At 69.9% G+C, this 23,052-nt stretch carries 20 protein-coding genes, 4 tRNA genes, 1 other RNA gene and 1 pseudogene; 14 read left to right on the top strand and 12 right to left on the bottom strand.

All coding sequences use genetic code 11. From position 1 onward, the window contains the following. Positions 1–258 precede the first annotated feature (258 nt). On the top strand, positions 259–1,521 hold the full coding sequence (locus F3T56_RS25560) for a competence protein CoiA family protein (RefSeq protein ID WP_246203839.1): 1,263 nt from the start codon (positions 259–261) through the stop codon (positions 1,519–1,521). Positions 1,522–1,628: 107 nt separating this feature from the next. On the opposite strand, the gene F3T56_RS25555 is transcribed toward F3T56_RS25560, so the two are convergent. Next, positions 1,629–1,716: transfer RNA gene (locus F3T56_RS25555), tRNA-Ser, on the bottom strand. Between the two features lie 118 nt (positions 1,717–1,834). Between F3T56_RS25555 and ffs the strand changes: the two genes are divergently transcribed. The 6 genes from ffs to F3T56_RS25525 all read left to right on the top strand — a co-directional run bounded on the left by ffs (position 1,835) and on the right by F3T56_RS25525 (position 10,864). After that, positions 1,835–1,931: signal recognition particle sRNA small type (ffs, locus tag F3T56_RS25550), an RNA gene on the top strand. Between the two features lie 82 nt (positions 1,932–2,013). Next, a complete protein-coding gene (locus F3T56_RS25545) occupies positions 2,014–4,425 on the top strand; it encodes a DNA polymerase III subunit gamma and tau (protein WP_149827704.1) in 2,412 nt (803 codons plus the stop codon). 102 nt (positions 4,426–4,527) lie between these two features. Continuing rightward, positions 4,528–5,781, top strand: a complete 1,254-nt coding sequence (gene purD / locus F3T56_RS25540) for a phosphoribosylamine--glycine ligase (RefSeq protein ID WP_149827703.1) — start codon at positions 4,528–4,530, stop codon at positions 5,779–5,781. 356 nt (positions 5,782–6,137) lie between these two features. Then, the gene (locus F3T56_RS25535) at positions 6,138–8,081 is read left to right on the top strand and encodes a M48 family metalloprotease (protein ID WP_149827712.1); all 1,944 of its coding nucleotides are present in this window, start codon (positions 6,138–6,140) and stop codon (positions 8,079–8,081) included. 152 nt (positions 8,082–8,233) lie between these two features. Next, positions 8,234–9,829 carry a N,N-dimethylformamidase beta subunit family domain-containing protein gene (locus F3T56_RS25530; RefSeq protein ID WP_425473618.1) on the top strand — a complete coding sequence of 532 codons (1,596 nt, stop codon included), beginning with the start codon at positions 8,234–8,236 and terminating at the stop codon, positions 9,827–9,829. A 135-nt stretch (positions 9,830–9,964) separates the two neighbouring features. Continuing rightward, positions 9,965–10,864 carry a phosphoribosylaminoimidazolesuccinocarboxamide synthase gene (locus F3T56_RS25525; RefSeq protein ID WP_149827702.1) on the top strand — a complete coding sequence of 300 codons (900 nt, stop codon included), beginning with the start codon at positions 9,965–9,967 and terminating at the stop codon, positions 10,862–10,864. A gap of 84 nt (positions 10,865–10,948) precedes the next feature. On the opposite strand, the gene F3T56_RS25520 is transcribed toward F3T56_RS25525, so the two are convergent. The 8 genes from F3T56_RS25520 to F3T56_RS25485 form a co-directional block, all read right to left on the bottom strand. Next, positions 10,949–11,024, bottom strand: a tRNA-Gly gene (locus tag F3T56_RS25520). A gap of 23 nt (positions 11,025–11,047) precedes the next feature. Further along, positions 11,048–11,680 (bottom strand): response regulator transcription factor, encoded by a 633-nt coding sequence (locus F3T56_RS25515; RefSeq protein ID WP_149827701.1) that lies wholly within the window; start codon positions 11,678–11,680, stop codon positions 11,048–11,050. Beyond that, the gene (locus F3T56_RS25510) at positions 11,677–13,053 is read right to left on the bottom strand and encodes a sensor histidine kinase (protein ID WP_149827700.1); all 1,377 of its coding nucleotides are present in this window, start codon (positions 13,051–13,053) and stop codon (positions 11,677–11,679) included. The genes F3T56_RS25515 and F3T56_RS25510 overlap by 4 nt, the downstream gene beginning before the upstream one ends. Positions 13,054–13,066: 13 nt before the next feature. Continuing rightward, positions 13,067–13,909: an ABC transporter permease gene (locus tag F3T56_RS25505; RefSeq protein WP_149827699.1), complete on the bottom strand. Its 843-nt coding sequence runs from the start codon at positions 13,907–13,909 to the stop codon at positions 13,067–13,069. Next, positions 13,906–14,928, bottom strand: a complete 1,023-nt coding sequence (locus F3T56_RS25500; RefSeq protein ID WP_149827698.1) for an ABC transporter ATP-binding protein — start codon at positions 14,926–14,928, stop codon at positions 13,906–13,908. The genes F3T56_RS25505 and F3T56_RS25500 overlap by 4 nt, the downstream gene beginning before the upstream one ends. A gap of 154 nt (positions 14,929–15,082) precedes the next feature. Next, a tRNA-Gly gene (locus F3T56_RS25495) sits at positions 15,083–15,155 on the bottom strand. A 78-nt stretch (positions 15,156–15,233) separates the two neighbouring features. Beyond that, positions 15,234–15,305: transfer RNA gene (locus F3T56_RS25490), tRNA-Gly, on the bottom strand. Between the two features lie 126 nt (positions 15,306–15,431). Then, positions 15,432–15,749: a histone-like nucleoid-structuring protein Lsr2 gene (locus tag F3T56_RS25485; RefSeq protein ID WP_149827697.1), complete on the bottom strand. Its 318-nt coding sequence runs from the start codon at positions 15,747–15,749 to the stop codon at positions 15,432–15,434. Between the two features lie 341 nt (positions 15,750–16,090). Here F3T56_RS25485 and purS point away from each other — a divergent pair, with 341 nt between their 5' ends. From purS to purL, 3 genes are read left to right on the top strand one after another with little or no spacing between them, the layout of a single operon-like run. Continuing rightward, positions 16,091–16,354 carry a phosphoribosylformylglycinamidine synthase subunit PurS gene (gene purS, locus F3T56_RS25480; protein WP_055514060.1) on the top strand — a complete coding sequence of 88 codons (264 nt, stop codon included), beginning with the start codon at positions 16,091–16,093 and terminating at the stop codon, positions 16,352–16,354. Next, complete coding sequence (gene purQ / locus F3T56_RS25475; RefSeq protein WP_149827696.1) at positions 16,351–17,055, top strand: phosphoribosylformylglycinamidine synthase subunit PurQ; 705 nt, start codon at positions 16,351–16,353, stop codon at positions 17,053–17,055. The genes purS and purQ overlap by 4 nt, the downstream gene beginning before the upstream one ends. Next, the gene (gene purL, locus F3T56_RS25470; RefSeq protein ID WP_149827695.1) at positions 17,052–19,328 is read left to right on the top strand and encodes a phosphoribosylformylglycinamidine synthase subunit PurL; all 2,277 of its coding nucleotides are present in this window, start codon (positions 17,052–17,054) and stop codon (positions 19,326–19,328) included. The genes purQ and purL overlap by 4 nt, the downstream gene beginning before the upstream one ends. Positions 19,329–19,427: 99 nt before the next feature. Here the strand turns inward: purL and F3T56_RS25465 are convergent, their stop codons facing one another. Then, complete coding sequence (locus F3T56_RS25465; protein ID WP_172639132.1) at positions 19,428–19,982, bottom strand: L,D-transpeptidase family protein; 555 nt, start codon at positions 19,980–19,982, stop codon at positions 19,428–19,430. 55 nt (positions 19,983–20,037) lie between these two features. Beyond that, a complete protein-coding gene (locus tag F3T56_RS25460) occupies positions 20,038–21,087 on the bottom strand; it encodes a helix-turn-helix domain-containing protein (protein WP_149827693.1) in 1,050 nt (349 codons plus the stop codon). Between the two features lie 171 nt (positions 21,088–21,258). Here F3T56_RS25460 and F3T56_RS46370 point away from each other — a divergent pair, with 171 nt between their 5' ends. Then, a complete protein-coding gene (locus F3T56_RS46370; RefSeq protein WP_172639131.1) occupies positions 21,259–21,381 on the top strand; it encodes a DUF4158 domain-containing protein in 123 nt (40 codons plus the stop codon). A gap of 119 nt (positions 21,382–21,500) precedes the next feature. Here F3T56_RS46370 and F3T56_RS25450 read toward each other — a convergent pair whose 3' ends face one another. Next, entirely contained in the window at positions 21,501–21,908 is a 408-nt protein-coding gene (locus tag F3T56_RS25450) for a hypothetical protein (RefSeq protein WP_149827691.1), read from the bottom strand. 157 nt (positions 21,909–22,065) lie between these two features. On the opposite strand from F3T56_RS25450, the pseudogene F3T56_RS25445 reads away from it, so the two are divergent. The 3 genes and pseudogenes from F3T56_RS25445 to F3T56_RS25435 all read left to right on the top strand — a co-directional run. Next, a pseudogene (locus tag F3T56_RS25445) lies at positions 22,066–22,170 on the top strand (class I SAM-dependent methyltransferase); the annotation flags it as partial. Positions 22,171–22,327: 157 nt separating this feature from the next. Continuing rightward, positions 22,328–22,735, top strand: a complete 408-nt coding sequence (locus F3T56_RS25440) for a DUF5753 domain-containing protein (protein WP_216373008.1) — start codon at positions 22,328–22,330, stop codon at positions 22,733–22,735. Between the two features lie 23 nt (positions 22,736–22,758). Beyond that, positions 22,759–22,983 (top strand): DUF397 domain-containing protein, encoded by a 225-nt coding sequence (locus F3T56_RS25435; RefSeq protein WP_246203838.1) that lies wholly within the window; start codon positions 22,759–22,761, stop codon positions 22,981–22,983. Positions 22,984–23,052 lie beyond the last annotated feature (69 nt).

The following is a 23,052-nucleotide window of genomic DNA, read 5'->3' as shown; positions in this document are numbered from 1 at the left end:
CCACGCCAACCTGGCGAGGAACCTACTAGGGCATACAGGGCAATACGCGTATATCAAACGCCCTCTGAAACTCGATCTCAGGCAGCCTCACCTTTGCCCCCGTGTGGTGCGTAATAACAAACCCCATCATTCATCTTCGGCCGTTGGATGACCACGGAATCCCACTGTCGGCTGGCCGGACCAAACAGACTCAAAGCGATCAAGCGGTGAGCGTACGGGCGGGTCCCGAATGTCAGGGGTACTCCTTATGGTGTTGAGATGGCAAATGGGGTGTGGCACACCGGATACGGCATAGAGATCAATCTGTCACTTCCTGATCTTGGTCACCCAGACCGTACTGATCTACTCCGGGAGATCACTTCGAGCGTCGCGGACCGGGACCCGCAACTCCTCGAATGTCTCGCTCACCATGACGGGCGCGAGTGCCTGTCCGAGTCCGGCGGAAAGTCGCCGTGGATGTTCATCCGCCGAGGGCGTATCGGCGGCCGTCGGCCGCTCGTGGCGTCACACCTGCCGATCACGCACAAGGCAACCCCTGCGGAGAGCGCACAGCACAAGGCCACGAAGGAACGGATCGTCGAGACGGCCTCGCGATGCGGGTTGGACGCAGAATCCGAAGTATCCACCGCGAACCGGCGGGCCGTCTCCGATGCCCTCATCACCGGCCCAGCGGGCATACGTATCGGCTGGGAGATCCAGTACCACCACATCAGCCCCAGCAGTGTCCACCGCAGGTCCGTCAATGCCGTACAGCACGAGATCACGCCCCTGTGGGTGGCGAAGGACCGCACGGCCTCGCTGATCGACCGGGTGCCATGGGCCCGCGTGGACGACATGCCGTGGAAAGAGATCTCCGACGGCAGGGAGATGCTGATCCGAGGCGGCTACCGCTACCTCCAGGTCTGGAAGTGTGTGCCCAGCAGCGACCGTCACTGCCCGCTCTCCGATGGAGCGGGCCACTGCGACGGCGTTCATGCCGAGTGGTTCCTGCCTGCGCTGTGTCAGCCGGAGAAGAAGGCGGTCCACCTCGAAGATCTCGTGCTGACGAGCGCCACGGGGGAGAGCGTTCCTGTCTACGTGCCCAACCGGCGAAGCGGCCGGGCTGGGCGGCACATGTGGGTGCCTGCGACCGATTGCGAGCGGTGGCGGGAGCTGGTTGGGGAGAAGGCGCCGCTTCCGGTCGTACCGGAGAAGGAAGAGGACGATGAGATCACCTTCGCCGAGCAGGAGATCGATCGGATGTGCCGCGCCGGCGAGGAGGGATGGTTCGTCAGCGACGCCAGGCCCATCCGCGATCTTGGGCAACCGACCGGCGACTTCACCCTGCCCCGGATGCCGCTGCAGAGGTCTGTGAAACCGACGCTGATCACGTCCGTCGAGCGGGCTGCCGCCTCCGCCGCGCTTGGGTGCCCACCGTGGGAGCTGGGGCTGTGCGCGGAGTGCGGTCAGTTGATGCGCCGATCCGGACGCTATGCGGCCATGTACTGCGCGGTGTGCCGCGTCACACTCAACGGCCTGTAGCCCGGAGTTGTCCTCCAGCGGCAACTGCAACCAAAACTGCAACCAAGAACGTCGAAGGGCCCCACCGCGAACGGTGGGGCCCTTCGACATCGTGCCCGGTGAGGCACTGGCGGAGGATACGAGATTCGAACTCGTGAGGGGTTGCCCCCAACACGCTTTCCAAGCGTGCGCCCTAGGCCTCTAGGCGAATCCTCCGCCGGAAACATTACATGACGGCGGAGGGTGCTTGCGAACTCGTTCGAGGGCGGGTGATCAAGGTGGGGAGGAGGTGGGGGAGGCGGGCGGAGGTGCCCGGGGGATCGGGTAGACTGGGGGCAGCCCCTCACGCGGCGCTATCTGACTGAACTCCCCCAGGGCCGGAAGGCAGCAAGGGTAGGTTGGCTCTGGCGGGTGCGTGGGGGGTCTTGTGCGTTCCCGGTGGCCCGCAAGGTCATGGCGGGGGCGGTCGCTCGGCGGTCCCTGTTGTCAGTGGGCGGCTATAACCTCGTATGCGTGTCGTCTCTCGCGCTGTACCGCCGCTATCGCCCGGAGTCGTTCGCCGAGGTCATCGGGCAGGAGCATGTCACCGACCCGCTGCAGCAGGCGCTGCGGAACAACCGGGTCAATCACGCGTACCTGTTCAGCGGGCCGCGTGGATGCGGTAAGACGACCAGCGCGCGGATTCTCGCCAGGTGTCTGAACTGCGAGCAGGGCCCTGCGCCGACGCCGTGCGGGGAGTGCCAGTCCTGTCAGGACCTCGCGCGGAACGGGCCGGGGTCCATCGACGTCATCGAGATCGACGCCGCTTCGCACGGTGGTGTGGACGACGCCCGTGAGCTGCGGGAGAAGGCCTTCTTCGGGCCTGCGGGCAGCCGGTACAAGATCTACATCATCGACGAGGCCCACATGGTCACGTCGGCCGGTTTCAACGCCCTGCTGAAGGTCGTCGAGGAGCCGCCGGAGCACCTCAAGTTCATCTTCGCGACGACGGAGCCCGAGAAGGTCATCGGGACCATTCGGTCGCGTACACATCATTATCCGTTCCGGCTCGTGCCGCCCGGCACGCTTCGGGACTATCTGGGCGAGGTCTGCGGCAAGGAGAACATCCCCGTCGAGGAGGGAGTTCTGCCGCTGGTCGTGCGCGCCGGGGCCGGCTCCGTGCGTGACTCGATGTCCGTCATGGACCAGCTGCTGGCGGGCGCGACCTCGGACGGTGTGACGTATGCCATGGCCACGTCCCTGCTCGGTTACACGGACGGGTCGTTGCTCGACTCCGTCGTCGAGGCCTTCGCCGCAGGCGACGGGGCCGCGGCCTTCGAGGTCGTGGACCGGGTCATCGAGGGCGGCAACGACCCGCGGCGGTTCGTCGCCGATCTGCTGGAGCGGCTACGGGACCTCGTGATCCTCGCCGCCGTGCCCGACGCCGTCGAGAAGGGGCTCTTCGACGCGCCCGCCGACGTCGTCGAGCGCATGCGGGCACAGGCCGGCGTCTTCGGCGCCGCCGAGCTCAGCCGGGCCGCCGACCTCGTAAATCAGGGATTGACGGAGATGCGGGGTGCCAACTCGCCCCGCCTCCAGCTCGAACTGATCTGCGCGCGCGTGCTGCTGCCCGCGACCTACGGCGACGAACGCTCCGTCATGGCCCGCCTGGACCGCCTGGAGCGAGGGGTGAACTTCTCCGCAGGCGCGGCCGCGCCCGCGATGGGGTACGTGCCCGGGCCTGACGCCCACGGGGCACATGAGGGAGGAGCGGCTGCTGCGGTTCAGCCGGGGAGCGGGCCCGCGGCGGCTCGGGCCGCGGTCCGGGGAGGCGGAGGTCCGGGGGCGCCCGGGGTTCCGGCCGCGGGGATGCCGGGTGCCCGTGGCGGATACGCGCCGGGTCCGGATGCGTACGGTGCCGGGGGCGCCGGTGGCGGAGCGGCGGGCCCGGCCGGGGCGGTGGCTCCCCCCGGGGCCGGTTCGCAAGAGGCGCCTCCGGTGGCCCCTGCCGCCACGCCCGCGCCCACTCCCGCGCAGACCAGCCCCAGCGCCGACACCTCGGCCTCCGCTCCTCCCGCCGCCCCCGGCTCCTGGCCCACCGCGGCTACCGCGGGCAGTGGTCGGCGACCCGGCGGATGGCCGACGGCCGCGCCCGCCGGTGGTGGACCCGCGCCCGGCGGCGGCCCGGGCGCCTCCGCGCCGCCGCCCCCGTCCGCGCATGCCGCCCCGCCCGGCCCGTCGGCGGCGTCGTCCGCCCCCGCCGCCTACAACCCCGCCCCCGGTGGCCTCGACCCGCGTGTGCTGTGGCCGAACGTCCTGGACGCGGTGAAGAACCGCCGCCGGTTCACCTGGATCCTGCTCAGCCAGAACGCGCATGTGGCCGGTTTCGACGGCACGACCCTGCAGATCGGCTTCGTCAACGCGGGCGCGCGGGACAACTTCGCGAGCAGCGGCAGTGAGGACGTACTGCGGGCGGCGCTGGCCGAGCAGTTCAACGTGCACTGGAAGATCGACGCGATCGTCGACACGTCGGGCGGCGGCTCGGCTCCCCCCGTGGGCGCCCCCGGCGGGTACGGGGCTCCCGCCCCGGCCGCCGGTGGCTACGGCGGCGGAGGCGGATACGGCGGCGGTGGGGGCGTCGGCCACGGAGGCGGCGGCGGTTACGGCGGTTCCCCGGCCCCGGCCTCGCATCCCGCCCAGCCCCAGCCATCGGCTCCGGCACCCCGCCCGGCGTCCACGGCACCGGCTGCGCCCCAGTCCGCTCCGGCACCTCCGCCCGTGGCCGCGCCGGCCCCGCCCCCGGCCCCCGAGCCGCCACCCGTCTCCCCCGAGGACGACATCGCCGAGGACGACGACCCCGACCTCGACGAGTCCGCCCTCTCCGGCCACGAACTGATCGTGCGGGAACTGGGGGCGACCGTGGTGGAGGAGATCGCGAACGAGTAGCGGGGCGGACACCCATCTTTCATGCGATCCCACAAATCCCCGCTGTCCCACTCCTCGGAAGCCCGCACAAAGGCACCCCGTCCCGCCGGTTAGGCTGGCTCCGTGAAGGTCCTCGTCATTGGTAGCGGTGCTCGTGAGCACGCGCTGTGCCGTTCCCTGTCCCTCGACTCCGACGTCACCGCGCTCCACTGCGCGCCCGGCAACGCGGGCATCGCGGAGGTGGCCGAGCTGCACTCGGCCGACGCGCTGGACGGCGCCGCCGTGACCGCGCTGGCCACCCGGCTGGAAGCCGACCTGGTGGTCGTGGGCCCGGAGGCCCCGCTGGTCGCGGGTGTCGCCGACGCCGTGCGCGCGGTGGGCATCCCGGTGTTCGGGCCGTCCGGGGAGGCCGCGCAGCTGGAAGGGTCCAAGGCCTTCGCCAAGGAGGTCATGGCCGGAGCGGGCGTGCCCACCGCGCGCTCGTACGTGTGCACGACCGCCGAGGAGATCGACGAGGCCCTGGACGCGTTCGGCGCCCCGTACGTCGTGAAGGACGACGGGCTGGCGGCCGGCAAGGGTGTCGTCGTGACGCCGGACCTCGCCAAGGCCCGTGAGCACGCGCTCGCCTGCGGCCGGGTCGTCATCGAGGAGTTCCTGGACGGCCCCGAGGTCTCCCTCTTCGCGATCACCGACGGCGAGACCGTCCTCCCGCTCCAGCCCGCCCAGGACTTCAAGCGCGCCCTCGACGGCGACGAGGGCCCCAACACCGGCGGCATGGGCGCGTACTCGCCGCTCCCGTGGGCCGACCCGAAGCTGGTCGAGGAGGTGTCGCAGACCGTGCTGCAGCCCACCGTCGACGAGATGCGGCGCCGGGGCACCCCCTTCTCCGGCCTCCTCTACGCGGGCCTGGCGATCACCAGTCGTGGTGTACGGGTCATCGAGTTCAACGCCCGGTTCGGCGACCCGGAGACCCAGGTCGTCCTCGCCCGCCTGAAGACCCCGCTGGCCGGTGTCCTGCTCGCCGCGGCCAACGGCACCCTCGCCGACCTCGAACCCCTCCGCTGGAGCGACGACGCGGCCGTCACCGTGGTCCTGGCCTCGCACAACTACCCCGGCACGCCGCGCACCGGCGACCCCATCACCGGGCTCGACGAGGTGGCCGCCGTGGACGCCCCGCACGCGTACGTCCTGCACGCCGGCACCAAGCGCGACGGCGACGACATCGTCAGCGCCGGTGGCCGCGTCCTGTCCGTCACGGCCACCGGCAAGGACCTCACCCAGGCCCGCGACCGCGCGTACACCGCCGTCGCCCGCATCAACCTCGACGGCTCCCAGCACCGTACGGACATCGCGGCGACGGCGGCAGCCGAGGCGTGACCACCTGACATCAACGGGTACGACCCTCAGGCCCCGGAATCCCTCGGAGGTCCCCAGAAACCCCTGGGAATCCCGGCGGAATCCGGGGCCCGATCCTTGCCCAGCGTCATCCACCTTTCCCCAAAGCCATTCCATCGAGTGAGCGATGGTCCATCCGGCTGACGAGGGTCGAAGCCCCAACTATGGTGCGGCGCAGGTGTTCCGGCACTTGGCCCATCGGCATTGCGATGTCAGTGGTGGGTGCCACAGTGGGGGAGTGAGCAACGCCAGGGCATTCGGCGGCGACCATCGTGACGCACAAGGTCGCGGAGCGCGCCGCACGGGACAGCAGGGGGTGACGTCGGGTCGTGACCGGTATGGCTGGTGGTGAGGAGGCGGGCGCGCAGGCCGCGCGTTCCCGGGCTCTCGCCGTGCTGCGCGTGCGCGGCAGGGCGCTGGCCGTGGCCCTGCTGCCCGCGGCCATCGCCGTGATCCTGCTGGCCGGCGATTCCACCGGGCATCTCACCGGCCCGGGCTGGTCCGCGGCGGGCTGGGCCGTCTCCGCCATCGCCGTCCTCGTCCTGCTCGCCGCCGTCGGCATCGCACTCGTCGTCGCCCGCGCCCGGCCCGCCGTCAGCCCCACCGTGTCGATCACCGAGGAGGCCGCGCCCGACCTCTACCGCCTGGTCCGCGACCTCGCTGACCGCCTCGACGTCCCGCCTCCCTCCGCGATAGCCCTCACCCCCGACTGCGACAGCTGGCTGGAGGACCGCACCCACCCGTCCCACGCCCCGCCGACCACGAGCCCACCGGCGTCCTCGGCCTCCGCGTCCGCCTCCGGAGACGAGATGGCGGGCGCCCGCGGGCTGCCGTCCGGCCTGTCGTCGGGCCCACGGCACCGCGCACCCACCGCACCCGTGCTGGTCATCGGTTCACCGTTCCTGTGGTGGATGCGGGTGGGCGAGCTGAGGGCGGTGCTGGCGCCGGTCGTCGCGGGCACGGGTCCGTCGGCGCACCCGGACATAGCCGCGGCCCGCCGTTTCGTACGGGGGCTGGACGCGGCCGTGGCCGTCACCTCGGCCCCGACCCACGGCCCTCTGGTCCGTACGGTGCTGGGCGGGGCCGGCTGGGTGACCCGGCTGTTGCTGCGCGGTTGCCGGGGGCACGCGGCCGAGATGGAGCGGGGGGTGGCCGCCGCCGCGGCCGAGCGTGCACAGGCTGTGGATTACGGTCTGCGGATCGTCGCCCAGGAGCAGGTGGGCCTGGCCTACGCGGGCTGGGACCGCCTCCTCACCCGGGTCGCGCTGCCCGCGTGGCGGATGGGCCGCTGGCCGTCCCGTCTCGACGCGGGTGTCGTCGCCGCGCTCACGGAGCTGTCCCGCCGCGATCGCCTCGCCGAGGGCTTCGCCTCCCGGCTCGGCGAGCGCCCCGCCTGCGACCTGCTAGAAGAGCCCGGCGCGGTCGACGAGGCCGCCTCTCTCCTCGCCGCGCGCCTCTTCCACGGCGGCCCCGCCGAGCCCGGCCCGGACTGGGCCCCGGTGGACTGGCACGAGTACCCGGACGACGTCGTCGACCGCAAGTGGCGCACCGACGCGGCCCGCCTCCACCGCGTCCTGGACGCGCTCGGCGTCCGCCACGCGACAGCCACGGGCCCGGACGGAACGGGCCCGGTCCCCACGGGCCCGACCCTGGCACAGGTACTGGACCACCTGACGGCCTCGCCGACAGCCGAGCCGACCGACGACGGCCCGCACCACACCGATACCGGCGGCCCCGACGCGGCCTCCGACCCCGACGACCTCGCCCAAGAGGCCGACCCGACGCGCCAAGGCATATCCACCCCCGGGGGCGACGACGACCACCGCAACCGCAGCCCAAGCGAAGAGGACGACGAACCCGTCCTCGCCCACGCCCAGTCCGCCGCGCTCGCCGCGGAGCTGACCGCCGAGTTGGCGCGGGAGGAGGCCTCGGCCCCGGCCGCCGTATCGACCGGACCCGGCGGAGCCGAACCGCAGGGTCCGGACCGGGCCTTGTGGGACGACGGCCTGCTGCCGCTGTTCCCGATGCAACCGCCCCGCACCGGCCGCGAACTCCTGACCGAACACGTCACCGCGATGGTCTGCTGCGCCGCGATGGACACGGCCGGCGCGACCCCCGGCCTCGACTGGCTGGACGGCCCCTCCCTCCTCGTCAACGGCGAACGGGCCGCCGACCTCACCCCCCGAGTCCTCACCCTCGTCGAAGAGGGCGACCCCACCCCCCTCCGCGACTGGCTCCGCCACCTCGGCGTCCGCCCGGAAAAGCCGGTCCGTCTCGTCTGACCCCCAACTCCCCATCCGGAGCCAGTTGTTCCATTCTCATCAATTCGCAACGAACGGTGACGGAGCGCGTGCGTAATGTGATGTGCTGGGACCGATCGCGTACGTAGCAAGGGCTTGCAAAGGCTCACGGGGGACGAGGGAGGGGAGAACTCATGGGCTCGGACCGCTCGAAACAGCCGGACCACACTGACCACACGGACCATGGGGCCCACGGGGACCAAACAGACGCTTCCGGCCGTTCCGATCCTTCCGACTCCTCCAACCCCTCGACCCCTCACATCCCCCGCTGGGAATCAGGCGCCCTCGCCCACGCCGTCACCGACCCCTTCGGTCAGGGCCCCGTCCCCTGGCTACGAGGCGCTGTGACGTACTTCGACGACACGGGCCAGGTCGTCCCCTGGTACGTGGACCAGGCCCTGCCCGAGCCGCAGGCCAAGGCCACCGGCCCGCGCACCCCGGCGAGCCCGCGCTCCGCGGACGACGTGCACCGCCAGATCAAAGGGTTCACATCGACCGGCGCCGCCGCGCCCGGCGAGTCCATCGACTTCCACATCACGGTGGACCCGCCCCAGGAATTCGGCGTCGACATCTACCGCGTCGGCCACTACGGCGGCGACGGCGCCGCGAAGATCACCACCAGCCCCCGCCTCGCCGGCATCGTCCAGCCGCCGCCGCTCACCGCCGACCGCACGGTCTCCTGCCACCACTGGTGGCTGTCCTGGCGCCTGCAGATCCCGAGCTTCTGGAACGTCGGCGCGTACGTGGCGGTCCTCACCACCGCCGACGGCCACCGCTCCCACGTTCCGTTCACCATCCGCGACGACCGCCCCGCCGACCTGCTGCTCCTGCTCCCGGACATCACCTGGCAGGCGTACAACCTGTACCCGGAGGACGGCCGCACGGGCGCCAGCCTCTACCACGCCTGGGACGACGAAGGCCGTCTCCTCGGTGAGTCCGAGGCCGCGACGACCGTCTCCTTCGACCGCCCGTACGCCGGTGCCGGCCTCCCCCTCCACGTCGGCCACGCCTACGACTTCATCCGCTGGGCCGAGCGCTACGGCTACGACCTCGCCTACGCCGACGCCCGTGACCTGCACTCCGGCCGCGTCGACCCCACCCGCTACCGAGGGCTGGTCTTCCCGGGCCACGACGAGTACTGGTCGGCGCCGATGCGCCGCACCGCCGAGCTCGCCCGCGACACCGGCACCTCACTCGTCTTCCTCTCCTCCAACACCATGTACTGGCAGGTGGAGTTGAGCCCGTCGCCGTCCGGAGCCTCCGACCGGCTCCTCACGTGCCGAAAACGCCGGGGTCCCGGAAAACCCGTACTGTGGCGCGAAATCGACCGCCCCGAGCAGCAGTTGATGGGCATCCAGTACGAGGGCCGGGTCCCCGAACCCCACCCCCTGGTCGTGCGCAACGCCGACCACTGGCTCTGGGACGCGACCGGCGCCCAGGAGAACGACGAGCTGAAGGGCATGGTCGCCGGCGAGGCCGACCGTTACTTCCCCCGCACCCCGCTTCCCGAGCACCAGGGCCGCAAACTCCTCGCCCACTCCCCGTACCGGGACACCCGCGGTGCAGTCCGCCACCAGGAGACCTCCCTCTACCGGGCCCCCTCCGGCGCCTGGGTCTTCGCATCCGGAACATTCGCCTGGTCCCCGGCTCTGGACCGCCCCGGCCACGTGGACGCTCGTATCCAACGAGCCACCGCGAACCTCCTGGACCGCATCTGCAAACGAGAGTGAGCCCCCAGCCCTCGCGACCTCCGCCACAATGCTCGCTGCGACACTCGCCACAGCCCCCTCCATGCCCCCTGGCCGGTATCGGTGCTCCCGATACGGGACAATCGAGCCACTTGGACATCACCACGGGGAGGAACCGTGTCCGGATTCGTAGAAAAGCCCGAGCCGATTCAGGTTCCGGGCCTGGTGCATCTGCACACCGGCAAGGTGCGCGAGCTGTACCAGAACGAGGCGGGCGACCTCGTGATGGTCGCCAGCGATCGAACGTCCGCGTTCGACTGGGTACTGCCGACGGAGATCCCCGACAAGGGGCGCGTCCTCACGCAGCTCTCCCTCTGGTGGTTCGACCAGCTCGCCGACCTGGTCCCGAATCACGTCCTGAGCACCGAACTCCCGCCGGGCGCCCCCGCCGACTGGGCGGGCCGCACGCTCGTCTGCAAGTCCCTGCGGATGGTCCCCGTGGAGGCGGTCGCCCGCGGCTATCTCACCGGCTCGGGCCTGCTGGAGTACAACGAGTCCCGTACGGTCTGCGGCCTCGCCCTCCCCGAGGGCCTGGTCGACGGCTCGGAACTCCCCGCGCCGATCTTCACCCCGGCCACCAAGGCCGCCGTCGGCGAGCACGACGAGAACGTGTCGTACGAGGAGGTCGCCCGCCAGGTCGGCGCGGAGACCGCCGCCCAGCTGCGCCAGACGACCCTCGCGGTGTACAGCCGCGCCCGTGACATCGCCCGCGACCGGGGCATCATCCTCGCCGACACCAAGTTCGAGTTCGGCTACGAGGACGACACCCTCGTCCTCGCCGACGAGGTCCTCACCCCCGACTCCTCCCGCTTCTGGCCGGCCGACCAGTGGGAGCCGGGCCACGCCCAGCCGTCCTTCGACAAGCAGTTCGTACGCGACTGGCTGACCTCCACCGCCTCCGGCTGGGACCGCAAGAGCGAGCAGCCCCCGCCGCCGCTCCCCGAGGAGATCATCGCCGCGACCCGCGCGAAGTATGTGGAGGCGTACGAGCGCCTGACGGGTACGAGCTGGGCGTAACGCGTAACGCGAAAAGCCCCCGGTGAGAACCGGGGGCAAGAGCGGCCACGACAAAGCCCCCGGCCGGAACCGGGGGCTCTGATCTGGAGCGGACGACCAGGTTCGAACTGGCGACCTCAACCTTGGCAAGGTTGCGCTCTACCAACTGAGCTACGTCCGCGTTGCGCCGTGGCGCGACGCCTACTATACCCAACCTCGCTCCCGTGCGAGCCGCACTGCCGCATGACGGTTCTCCGCGCCGAGCTTGGACACGGCCGAGGACAGATAGTTCCGTACGGTCCCCTGGGACAGCGCGGCCCGCTCGGCGATCTCCGCTACGGGCGCCCCGTCGGCGGCGAACTCCAGCACCTCGGCCTCCCGCGAGGTGAGCGGCGAGTCCCCGGAGGAGATCGCGTCGGCGGCCAACTCCGGGTCGACGTAACGGTTTCCCGCGTGCACGGTCCGGATGATCTCCGCGAGCTGCTGCGCGCTGACGGTCTTGGGCACGAACCCACGCACACCCGCCTCAAGCGCCCGCTTCAGATGCCCCGGCCGCCCGTGACCGGTGACGATCAGTACCCGGCAGCCGGGCAGCTCGGCGCGCAGCGATGTGGCCACCCTCACACCGTCCGCCCCCGGCATCTGCAGATCCAGCACCGCCACATCGGGCTCGTGCGCCCGAGCCATGGCCAATGCCTCCGGCCCACTGGCCGCCTCCGCGACGACCGCCAGGTCATCCTCCAACGCCAGCAACGCGGCCAGCGCCCCCCGGATCAGATGCTCATCATCAGCAAGCAACAACCGCACGGGTCTCCCGGCCTCCGGTACGGCGCTCATGAGGCGCCCCCAGGCACGACACCCACCACGGCCCCTGCCGCCTCCGCAGTCGAAGCCGAGCTTGAGGCCAAGACCGCCCCCGAACCCGCTCGGCCCCCCGACCCATCCCCCGAGGCCAGCGGCACCCGTGCCACCACCCGGAACGCCTCCCCGTCCACCGGCCCCGCCTCCAGGATCCCGTCCACGACCGCCAGCCGCTCCCGCAGCCCGGCGAGACCGGACCCGGCGCCGACGGAACGTTTCGCGTCGTCGCCCGCCATCGAACCGTCCCCGGCCACCGAACCGTCCCCGTCCCCGCCCCCGGCCACCCCCAGCCCGTCGTTCTCCACGGTCAGCACCACCTGCTCCTCCATCACCCGCAGCGTCACCGCACACTGCCCGGCGTTCCCATGCCGCAGCACATTCGTCGTCCCCTCCCGCACCACCCAGGCGAGCGCCGACTGCACCTCGCCCGGAAGGGCGGCGGCGTCCGCGCCGTCGACCGAGCAGGCGATGCCGGCGGCTTCCAACACGCCTTGCGCACCGGCGAGTTCGACTCCGAGGTCGGCCTCGCGGTACCCCCGTACGACCTCCCGCACCTCGCGCTGCGACTCCTGGGCGATCCGCTGGACCTCGATCATCTGCTCGACGGCCTCGGGGCGCTCCCGGCGGGCCAGCTGGACGGCCAGCTCGCTCTTGAGGGCGATCACCGCGAGGTTCCGGCCGATCACGTCGTGCAGGTCGCGCCCGAAGCGGAGCCGTTCCTCGGCGACGGCGAGCCGGGCGCGGGTCTCGCGGGCAGCGTCGAGTTCGTAGACGGCCTTGATGAGCCAGACGGAGAAGACGGCGGTGAAGGCGAAGAACGAGGTGCCGATCAGGGCGGCGACGGCTGTGGCCAGTGCGTCGGTCACGCCGGCCCCCAGGACGAGGGCCAGGACCCCGGAGCCCACCGAGAAACCCGCCACCAGGTACAGCACACTCCGCCGGCTGCGGATGCCGAGCGAGATCATCCCCACACCGAAGACCATCACGCCTCCGAACACCCCGCCGAGCGCGGTGGCCGTACTGTCGAGGGCTTCGCGATCAGCCAGCACGAACGAGACGATCCCGATCAGCACGCTGGCCGCCCCGACGGCCCACGTCAGCCGAAGCGGCTGTTCACGGCTGCCCCGCACCCAGTCGAGCGCCCGGGCGGCGGTCAGTGCGCCGAGCACGCCATGCGCGCACACCAGCGTGAACAGCCAGCCCGCCTGCGGCATCGGCACATTCCCGAAGAGCGGCACCCCGAACGCTCCGACCTCGATCAACGGGAAGGAGTGGAACGACCACCGCGTGTACGCCTCCACCTTCGCCGGCGTGCTCTTCTCCCGCCACCAGGCCCCCGGCCCCCGCATGGCCCAACTCCCCTCATCGGCGCGGTTCCCAGCGGAACCACCGACGTACAGCAAACACCGCGAGCACGGTCCAGGCCAGCGCGGTGGCGACGGCTCCGAGGGCCTCGTACGCCGTCAGGTCACCGGTCCAGGCGCCGCGCACCAGCGTGATCGCGGGGCTGAGCGGCAGCAGTTCGCAGACGGCGGCCACGCGGTCGGGCAGCACTTCGAGGGGGATGGTCATGCCCGAGCCGAGCACCGACACGAACATGAACGGCAGCGAGGTCACCTGGGCGCTCTCGGCGGTACGGCTGAAGCCGGCCGTGACCGCCGCCAGGGCGACGCACATCACGATCCCCAACAGCACGCCCAGCACGGCGAGTTGGGGCGCGGGCGGGGCCCCGATGTCGAGCAGGACCGTGCTGCCGATCGAGACGAGCACGCACTGCGCGAGCCCGATGCCGACCGCGGGCAGCGCGGCGCCGACCAGGATCTCCGGGTCGCGCAGCTCACCGGTCCGCAGCCGCTTGAGGACCAGTTCCTCGCGGCGTACGACATAGATGCTGGTCAGCGCGGTGTAGATCGCGAAGAGCAGCGAGAAGCCGACGGCCGCCGGCAGCAGCACCGTCCCGAGGCTCAGCCCCACCTTCTCCAGGTCCATCTCCTTCGTCGCCGACTGCACAGTGAGCGGCATCAGCAACGGCACGAGCAGCGCCGTGACCAGCGTGGCCCGGCTGCGCCCCAGCAGGGTCAGCTCGGCGCGGGCGAGGGCGGTCATACGGCTCTTGACGGTGGTCGTACCGGCCGTGGCGCCCGAAGCCGCGCCCGATCCCGTACCCGTCGCCGTACCCGTCTTCGTACCTGCGGTCGTGCTCATGCGGCCACCTCGTCCTTACGGCCCTTACGTCCCATACCGCCCGCTTCCCTACGCCCGGCCTCGGCGGCCGCCGTCTCCCGTGCGATCCGCAGAAACGCCTCCTCCAGCGAGGCCGACCGCACCTCAAGTCGCCCCAGTTCGACCCGGGCCCGCTCGGCCCACACCAGCAGCCCGGTGGCGGCCCGCTGGAGTTCGTTCGTGCGCAGCAGCACCGTGCGGCCGTCGACCTCGTGCCCCGTGACGCCCATCTCGCCCAGCGGCGGCAGGTCGCCGAGGAAGTACCCGTCGGGCAGGTCGAAGGAGATCCGGGACGGCTGGGAGGCGGTCACCTCGGCCGGAGTGCCGGTCGCGGCGACGCCGCCCTCGTGGAGGATGGCGAGCCGGTCGGCGAGGTCCTCCGCCTCTTCCAGGTAGTGCGTGGTGAGCAGCACGGTCGTACCCCCCTCGCGCAACTCCCGTACCAGCTCCCAGGTGTCCCGGCGGCCCTCCGCGTCGAGCCCGGTCGTCGGCTCGTCCAGGAAGAGGACCTCGGGGCGCCCGAGGAGCGCGAGCGCCAGGTCCAAGCGTCGCTTCTCACCCCCGGACAACTGCTTGACCCGTACGCCGGCCCGCCGCCCGAGCCCGACGAACTCCAGCGCCTCTCCTGCCGGCCGTGCCCCGCTCGTGCAGCCGGCCCACATCCGTACCGTCTCCGCGACGGTCAGCTCGGAGGGGAAGCCGCCCTCCTGGAGCATCACCCCGATCCGGGGGCGTACAGCCGCGCGCTCCCGGTAGGGGTCGTGCCCGAGGACCCGCACACGTCCGCCGGACGGCGGTGCGAGACCCTCCAACAGCTCGACCGTCGATGTCTTGCCCGCGCCATTGGTGCCCAGGAGCGCGAAGAGTTCTCCCCGGCCGACGGAGAACGTGATCCCCCGTACGGCCTCGAAACCGCCCCCGTACACGCGCCGCAGGTCGGTGACCTCGATCACGTTCTCGTGACCGTGAGTACTCACGCCGTCGTGCCCGTTCGTTTTCATGACCTCAGTGTCACGGCGGAACGGGCCGGGGGAGCAGTGCGCGCTGTCATCACTCGGCATGACAAATGTCAGGGCGGGAGCCGCAGGAACCCCCTGCACGGCAATGGCAACACGAAGAAGGCCCCGGTCCAGTGGACCGGGGCCTTCTTTCCAGAGCGGACGACGAGGCTCGAACTCGCGACCTCAACCTTGGCAAGGTTGCGCTCTACCAACTGAGCTACGTCCGCATTGCATCCGACCGGCTCCCACCGATCGGCGCGGAGACCACTTTACCTGATCCAGAAGGATACCCGGTAAGCGATCAGAGCGGGTGACAGGAATTGCACACTGCGCCTTCCCCCTGGAAGGGGGTTGTTCTGCTACTAAACTACACCCGCGTGACTCCGGTGAGCCGGGCCTTTCGGCCTTTGCCCCTCGGCGTGCTCCAGACTCTAGCTGACCGGGAGGGGTGCAGCGCAAGTCGGTTGTTCCGAGGGGCGGGTGACCGGCCGTCGAGCGTCAGCTCACTGCGCCTCGGCGAACGCCTCGTAGACCCTCTTCGGAATCCGGCCGCGGGCGGGGACCTCCATCTTGTTGGCCTGGGCCCAGGCGCGGACGGCCGCCGGGTCCGGGGCGACCTGGGTCTGCTTGTACGCCTTGCCCGACTTCGACCGCTTGCGGCCGGCCTCCACGTAGGGCGCGAGCGCCTTGCGTAGTTTCTTGGCATTGGCTTCGTTCAGGTCGATCTCGTACGACTTGCCGTCGAGTCCGAAGGCGATCGTCTCCGCCGCTTCCGAGCCGTCGATGTCGTCGGAGATGGTGACCACGACACGCTGCGCCACGAATATCGGTCCCTTCGTGCGACATCTCTCCCTTGACGTGCCCTTACGTCCAGGGGATGTCGGTTGTCCGGCTGTTATTTGGGCAAAGTATCGACTATTGCCAATTCATTTGTAAAGGGCCCGGCAATGCAAAGTGAAGACCCGACTTAATCCGTCCGTGTGTCCCTCGCGCAATAGGGTTCGGGGATCTTTCCCTGAACTTTTCGCGAGAGGATCACTCGATACCGGATCGTGACCGCCATCACGCGGATTCTCTGTAGTTTCCTACGAATCTACTCGCGTAGAAATTTTGTGCGGGTAGTCTGAAGGAACCTGCTCAGCACCACACACCGGGAGTGCCAGTGGCACGCGTCGTAGTCGACGTCATGCTCAAGCCGGAGATCCTCGACCCCCAGGGCCAGGCGGTGCAGCGCGCGCTGCCGCGTCTCGGTTTCGAGGGCGTCTCCGACGTACGTCAGGGAAAGCGATTCGAACTGGAAGTGGATGGACCGGTGGACGACGCCGCGCTCGCCCGCATCCATGAACTGGCGGAATCCTTCCTCGCCAACACTGTGATCGAGGACTTCACCGTGAAGGTGGAGGAAGTCGTGGAGGCGGGAAAGTGACCGCTCGTATTGGCGTCGTCACTTTTCCGGGCAGCCTCGACGACCGGGACACGCAACGCGCGATCAGGCTCGCCGGTGCGGAGCCCGTGGCGCTCTGGCACAAGGACAAGGACCTCAAGCAGGTCGACGCCGTGGTGCTGCCCGGTGGTTTCAGTTACGGCGACTATCTGCGCGCCGGTGCCATCTCCCGCTTCTCGCCGGTGATGGAGACGGTCATCGAGCAGGCGAAGGCCGGACTGCCGGTCCTCGGTATCTGCAACGGCTTCCAGATCCTCACCGAGGCCCACCTCCTCCCGGGCGGGATGCTCGGCAACGACCACCTCCACTTCATCTGCCGAGACCAGAAGCTGCGGGTGGAGAACGCGGAGACCTGCTGGACGAGTGACTACACCGCCGGCCAGGAGATCAGCATCCCGCTGAAGAACATGGACGGCCGGTACGTCGCCGACCAGTACACGCTGGACAAGCTGGAGGCCGAGGGCCGCGTCGCCTTCCGGTACCTGGCCCGCGGCGAAGCCGCTGATGGATACGGCAATCCGAACGGCTCGCTCAACGACATCGCCGGCATCACCAACGAGGCGGGCAACGTCGTCGGTCTGATGCCGCACCCGGAGCACGCCGTGGAGCCGCTCGTCGGCACCGGCCGCACCGACGGCCTCCCCTTCTTCACCTCGATCCTCAAGAAGCTGGTCAACGTATGAGCCGGACGCCTCTGGACACGGTCGAGCACGCGGCCGCGACCCCCGACGTCGAGCTGCCCTGGGCCGAACTCGGCCTGAAGAAGGACGAGTACGAGAAGGTCGTCGAGATCCTCGGCCGCCGGCCCACCGGTGCCGAGCTCGCCATGTACTCCGTCATGTGGTCCGAGCACTGCTCGTACAAGTCCTCGAAGGTCCACCTCCGCCAGTTCGGCGAGAAGGCGCCCCAATCAGATGCCCTTCTCGTCGGCATCGGCGAGAACGCCGGCGTCGTCGACGTCGGCCAGGGCTACGCCGTGACCTTCAAGGTCGAGTCGCACAACCACCCCTCCTACGTCGAGCCCTACCAGGGCGCGGCCACGGGTGTCGGCGGCATCGTCCGCGACATCATCGCGATGGGTGCGCGCCCGGTCGCCGTGGTTGACCCCCTGCGCTTCGGCGCGGCGGACCACCCGGACACCAAGCGCGTCCTCCCGGGTGTCGTCGCCGGCATCGGCGGCTACGGCAACTGCCTGGGCCTGCCCAACATCGGCGGCGAGGTCGTCTTCGACTCCTGCTACCAGGGGAACCCGCTGGTCAACGCCGGTGCCATCGGCGTCATGCGGCACGAGGACATTCACCTCGCGAAGGCCTCCGGCGCGGGCAACAAGGTCATCCTCTACGGGGCCCGCACGGGCGGCGACGGCATCGGCGGCGCGTCCATCCTGGCGAGTGAGACCTTCGACGACGCCAAGCCCTCCAAGCGTCCCGCCGTCCAGGTCGGCGACCCCTTCCAGGAGAAGCTCCTCATCGAGTGCACTCTGGAGGCGTTCCAGGAGAAGCTGGTCGTCGGCATCCAGGACCTGGGTGCGGCGGGCCTGTCGTGTGCCACGTCCGAGCTGGCCTCGAACGGCTCCGGCGGCATGCGCGTCACCCTCGACGACGTACCGCTGCGCGACTCCACGCTCTCGCCCGAGGAAATCCTCATGAGCGAGTCGCAGGAGCGCATGTGCGCGGTCGTGGAGCCGGAGAAGGTCGACCGGTTCCTGGAGATCTGCGCGAAGTGGGACGTCATCGCCACCGTGATCGGTGAGGTCACGGACGGCGACCGCCTGGAGATCTACTGGCACGGCGGCAAGATCGTCGACGTCGACCCGCGCACGGTCGCGCACGAGGGCCCGGTCTACGAGCGCCCGTACGCCCGCCCGTCCTGGCAGGACGAGCTCCAGGCGGACGACGCGAACAAGCTGCCGCGCCCGGAGACGTCCGCGGAGCTGAAGGACCAGGTCCTGAAGCTGGTGGCGTCCCCGAACCAGGCCTCCAAGTCCTGGATCACCTCCCAGTACGACCACTTCGTGCAGGGCAACACGGTCCTCGCCCAGCCCGAGGACTCCGGCATGATCCGCGTCGACGAGTCGACCGGCCTCGGTGTCGCCATCGCGACGGACGGCAACGGCCGCTACACCAAGCTCGATCCGTACGCGGGCGCGCAGCTGGCGCTGGCGGAGGCGTACCGGAACGTGGCGACGACCGGCGCCAAGCCGCTCGCCGTCTCCGACTGCCTGAACTTCGGCTCCCCCGAGGACCCGGCGGTGATGTGGCAGTTCGCGGAGGCCGTACGCGGTCTCGCGGACGCCTGCCAGCAGCTGGGCACCCCGGTGACCGGCGGCAATGTCTCGCTCTACAACCAGACGGGAGAGGTGGCCATCCACCCCACCCCGGTGGTGGCGGTCCTCGGCGTCATCGACGACGTTGCCCGCCGCACGCCGGTCGCCTTCCAGGAGGAGGGGCAGCTGCTCTACCTCCTGGGCGACACGCGTGAGGAGTTCGGCGGTTCGGCCTGGTCGCAGGTCGTCCACGACCACCTGGGCGGGCTGCCCCCGGCCGTCGATCTGGAGCGCGAGCGCCTGCTGGCCGAGATCCTGATCTCCGCCTCCCGCGACGGCATGATCGACTCCGCGCACGACCTGTCCGACGGCGGCCTCATCCAGGCGGTCGTCGAGTCGGCCCTGCTGGGCGGCAAGGGCGCGCGTCTGATCGTCCCGGACGGCCTGGACGCGTTCACCTTCCTCCTCTCGGAGTCGGCGGGCCGCGCGGTCGTGGCCGTGCCGCGCTCCGAGGAGGTCCGTTTCAACGACATGTGCGGCGCGAGGGGCCTGCCGGCCACGCGCATCGGTGTCGTGGACGGCACTGTGTCTGATTCAAATGCAGTGGTGGACGTCCAGGGCGAGTTCACGCTGACGCTGGATGAGCTGCGCGAGGCGCACGAGGGCACGATCCCGGCGCTGCTGGCGTAAAGCCCGGTCGTAAAACCGGTCGTACGACGGCGAAGGCCGCCGCTCCAGGTATCCCTCGTGTGCCTGGGGCGGCGGCCTCGCGTCATGTGCGGTGGGGCGTCAGCTGACGACCTTGAGTGTGCGGGGGAAGTTGACGCTCTTCGCCTTCTTGTAGACGCTCCGGATGTCCGACGGCTTCAGCTTGATGCAACCGGCCGACTTGTAGTCGCTGTTGCCGTCCCAGCGCGTCGCCTCGGTGTTGCCCGCGTTGCCGTCCTTCTTCATCTCGCTGTGGATGAAGAGTTCGTTGCGCAGGGTGCCGTTGCCGCACCTCTTGTCGGACAGCTGGAAGGCGTAGCCCTTGATGAGGGACCCGTTGTAGTTGGTGTTGTACCGCTTGATCTCGTACGTGCCGTTCGGCAGCCAGCCCTTGTTCTTCTTGCAGCTGTCCGTGCTGACCCCCGAGCCGGCCCGCCACGAGGCGACCTTCTTCGCGGGCTTGCCGGGCTGCGTCTTGACCAGGATGAGACGCGAGTTCGTGTTCGTGCCCTTGTCGAACACGAAGTGGTACTTGATCGCCTGAGCCCCGCTGGGCGCCGCCTGGGCGGGCGTCAGGCCGGCGATGAATCCACCGAGTGCGATGACGCTGCCCGCGACGGCAACTCGCTTGCCCATACGCATAGTTGTTCCTCCCGTTTTGTCGACCGTGTGCAGGTCCGTGCTCATCCGCTCAGCACGAGGTAACGGTCTCAGCGGCCGTGGAGGAGGGGCCACGACTTTCGACGCGCCTCAAAAGACCCTGCTCACCGCGGTCGGAGCCGAGCAGTGCCGCGCCGGTCGGGGTGAGGGTGTGCAGCATGGTGTTGGCGTTGCGGTGGCTGGTGACGAGGCCCGCGTCGCGCAGCACGGTCGTGTGGTGCGTGGCCGTGGCGGGTGAGATGCCCAGGATGCGGGCCAGCTCCGAGGTGGTGGCCCCGCAGGCGAGGGTGCGCAGTACGGCCGCCCTGGTCCGGCCGAGCAGCATGGCCAGGGGTGCGTCGGTTGGGTGTTGAGGTTCGGGCGCCGGTGTGTGGTGCAGCGGGTAGACCAGGACTGGTGGCAGTTCCGGGTTCGCCAGCGAGGTCGGGGTGCTCCAGCAGAAGTAAGAGGGCAGGAGGCGCAGTCCGCGCCCGTCGAGGTACAGGTCGCGGTCGCCGCGGTAGTCGACCTCCAGGACTGGGGGCCGCCAGCGGATTCCGGGCGCGAGGCCGGTGAGCAGGCCGTCGACGCCGCCGTCGAGGAACGCGCGGGTGCGCAGGGCGCGTTCGTTGTCCACGCGGGCCTGGATGGAGTCGAAGTGCGGGGCGAGTACCGCTTCGTAGTAGGCGCGGAGGGCCGCGGTGAACTCCTGGCGGGACTTCGGCTCCGCGAGCCGGGTGACCCACGCGGGCGCCCCGACGACTCGACGGAGGGTCTCCGTCTCGTCCCGCACACGGGAGGGCGGCGTGTCGAGGATGGCCGACAGACCGTCGTCGAGCTCCGCGCTCCCCGCGTGCGGGGTCAGGAAGTCGGGGAAGTAGGCCGCGCGTGGCAGTACGGGTACCAAGAGCTTCTTCACCACCGTCCCCAGCGGGGTGCCGGCCAGCGCGGACCGGGCGTCGTGGAACCAGTGGGCGTAGGCCCGGCGTCCTGTCCTGCTCTGCAGGCGGTGCAGGCTGTGCGTGATTTCCCAGAGCGGGTCGGGCCCCGCTGCCACGCGGAGCCGAGCCAGGTCCTCCGGGCCGAAGTGAATGCGTAGCACGTCGAACGTCCCCCGTCCGTCCCGTGCCGCATGCCTGTGATGTCGGCCAGCCCCCGTGACTGCCCATGCACACGACACCTGTTTCAGGACACAGCATGCGGGCGGCGACAGGGCGGACCAAAGCGGCGCGACAGAGGCCTCGGAACAACGGAACAGGCGTACGGGCGGTTCGTGGATCACAACCGGGTGGGGTTCGCGCTCCAGATGTGCACGGTCCGCTACCTCGGGTTGTTCCTGGAGGACCCCTGGACGTGCCACCCAGCCGACGCCCACGAGGACGCCGCGGAGGAGTGACGGCCGCATTCGTCGAGACCGTGGCCCGGCCTGGTGGTCGCACGGGAAGTGTCGACCACCGAGGTAGGGGCCTGGGCCGCGCTGTCAGCGCGGCCCAGGCCCCTATTTCATCACCGGGTTCAGTCGGCGTACCAGCCGAGAGACTTGGAACTGATGTCCTTGAAGTAGAACTTGTACAGGACGTTGTTCTTGACGTTGCTGGCGACGACCAGCCACTTGTTCGACTTCGGGAGCTTGTAGCTGCTCTGACAGTAGTTGAGGAGGACGTGCATGCCATCCGCGGACTTCTTGTAGAAGCAGACCTTCACTTCCTTGGGAGCCGACATCTTGATGTTGATGTCCGCGCAGTTGGGGCCCGTCAGGTGGTACTTGCCTCCGCCGGGGACGTAGTGCGTGGTGCTGCTCTTCTCATAGCTCGTGGCGCCGCTGTAACAGGTGGCCGCGCTCGCGGACGTGGCACCCACCAGCCCGCCGCCAACCAAAGCACCCGTCATCGCGAGCGTGACGAGCAAACGTGGCGTCCTCATGTTGTCTTCTCCCCCTGAGATCCGAATGGCACGAATGCCACATCGTGACAGCGGATGCCGGAGCGGCGTACCTGCAATCTTCCAGGTGGACACCTGGCCCCGTATGCCGTAGAGACACGCACGCAAGGAGGTTCCGGCGGCGCATACCCTCGCACGTATGACATCCCGCGCCGCCACCCGCCCAGTGGGCACGGTCACCGGCGGGACGGCCAACCCCAACCGGCTGCGCCGCATGGACCGCTGGATCGCGGCGGCCCACGGCGTCGGCCCCGGACTCCTACCTCTGACACCAGGGGACAAGCAACGGGCGAGTATCCCGTCGACCAGCACCGTTTCCGACATTGATCGCCGACACGGGTTGCCGACACTGCCGACCTGCGGAAACGCCGGGCAGGGGTAGTGTCGACAGACCCTCGTTGGTGACCCGGGCCAGGAACTACTCCTTCCCGACACTGGCCCGATCGCCCGCGTCCACGGCCCGCAGGGGTACTCCGCCGTTTCAAGATCGCCACGACGAGGCGGTACTGCGCCGCGTACTCGGTGGTCCGGAGGTGATGCGGGAGCAGTACGAGCACCTGGCGGAACTGGCCGCGCGCGACCATGTCACCGTACAAATCCTGCCGTTGAACCAGCCCGTCTACCGGTGCGGCCAGAACTTCATCCTCATGGAGTTCGAGCCACCGCTGCCCACCGTGGTGAGCGTCGACGGCTTCTCCTCGGTGAACGTCACGGACAAGGACACGGAGATCTGGGCCTACCGCCGCCGGTTCGACGCCATGCGGTCCGAGGCCGGCCGCCCCAGGGAAACCCCCGAATTTCTGAAGTGAGCAGCACGAGAGTTGGAACTGCCGTGAGCACACACCACCACGCCCTCGAACTGGCCGACGAGAGCGCCTGGTTCAAGTCCTCGTACAGCGACCAGACGGGCGGCGGTTGCGTCGAAGTCGCCAACCTCATCCCCACCCACACCCTGGTCGCCGTCCGCGACTCCAAGGTCCCCCAGGGCCCCGCCCTGCTCCTCCACCCCGCCGCCTTCGCCGCTCTCACCGAGCACCTGAAGACGGCCACGGACTGAACCAGCGCCCCAACCCTCCGGCACGGCTGCTAACTTCGGCAGGCCATCGGTGGGAACGGGGAAGGGAAA

Source organism: Streptomyces tailanensis (genome assembly GCF_008386495.1).
GTDB lineage: Bacteria > Actinomycetota > Actinomycetes > Streptomycetales > Streptomycetaceae > Streptomyces > Streptomyces tailanensis.
Note: the sequence above shows the minus strand (reverse complement) of the source record. Positions and strands in the feature narration are given on the sequence as shown.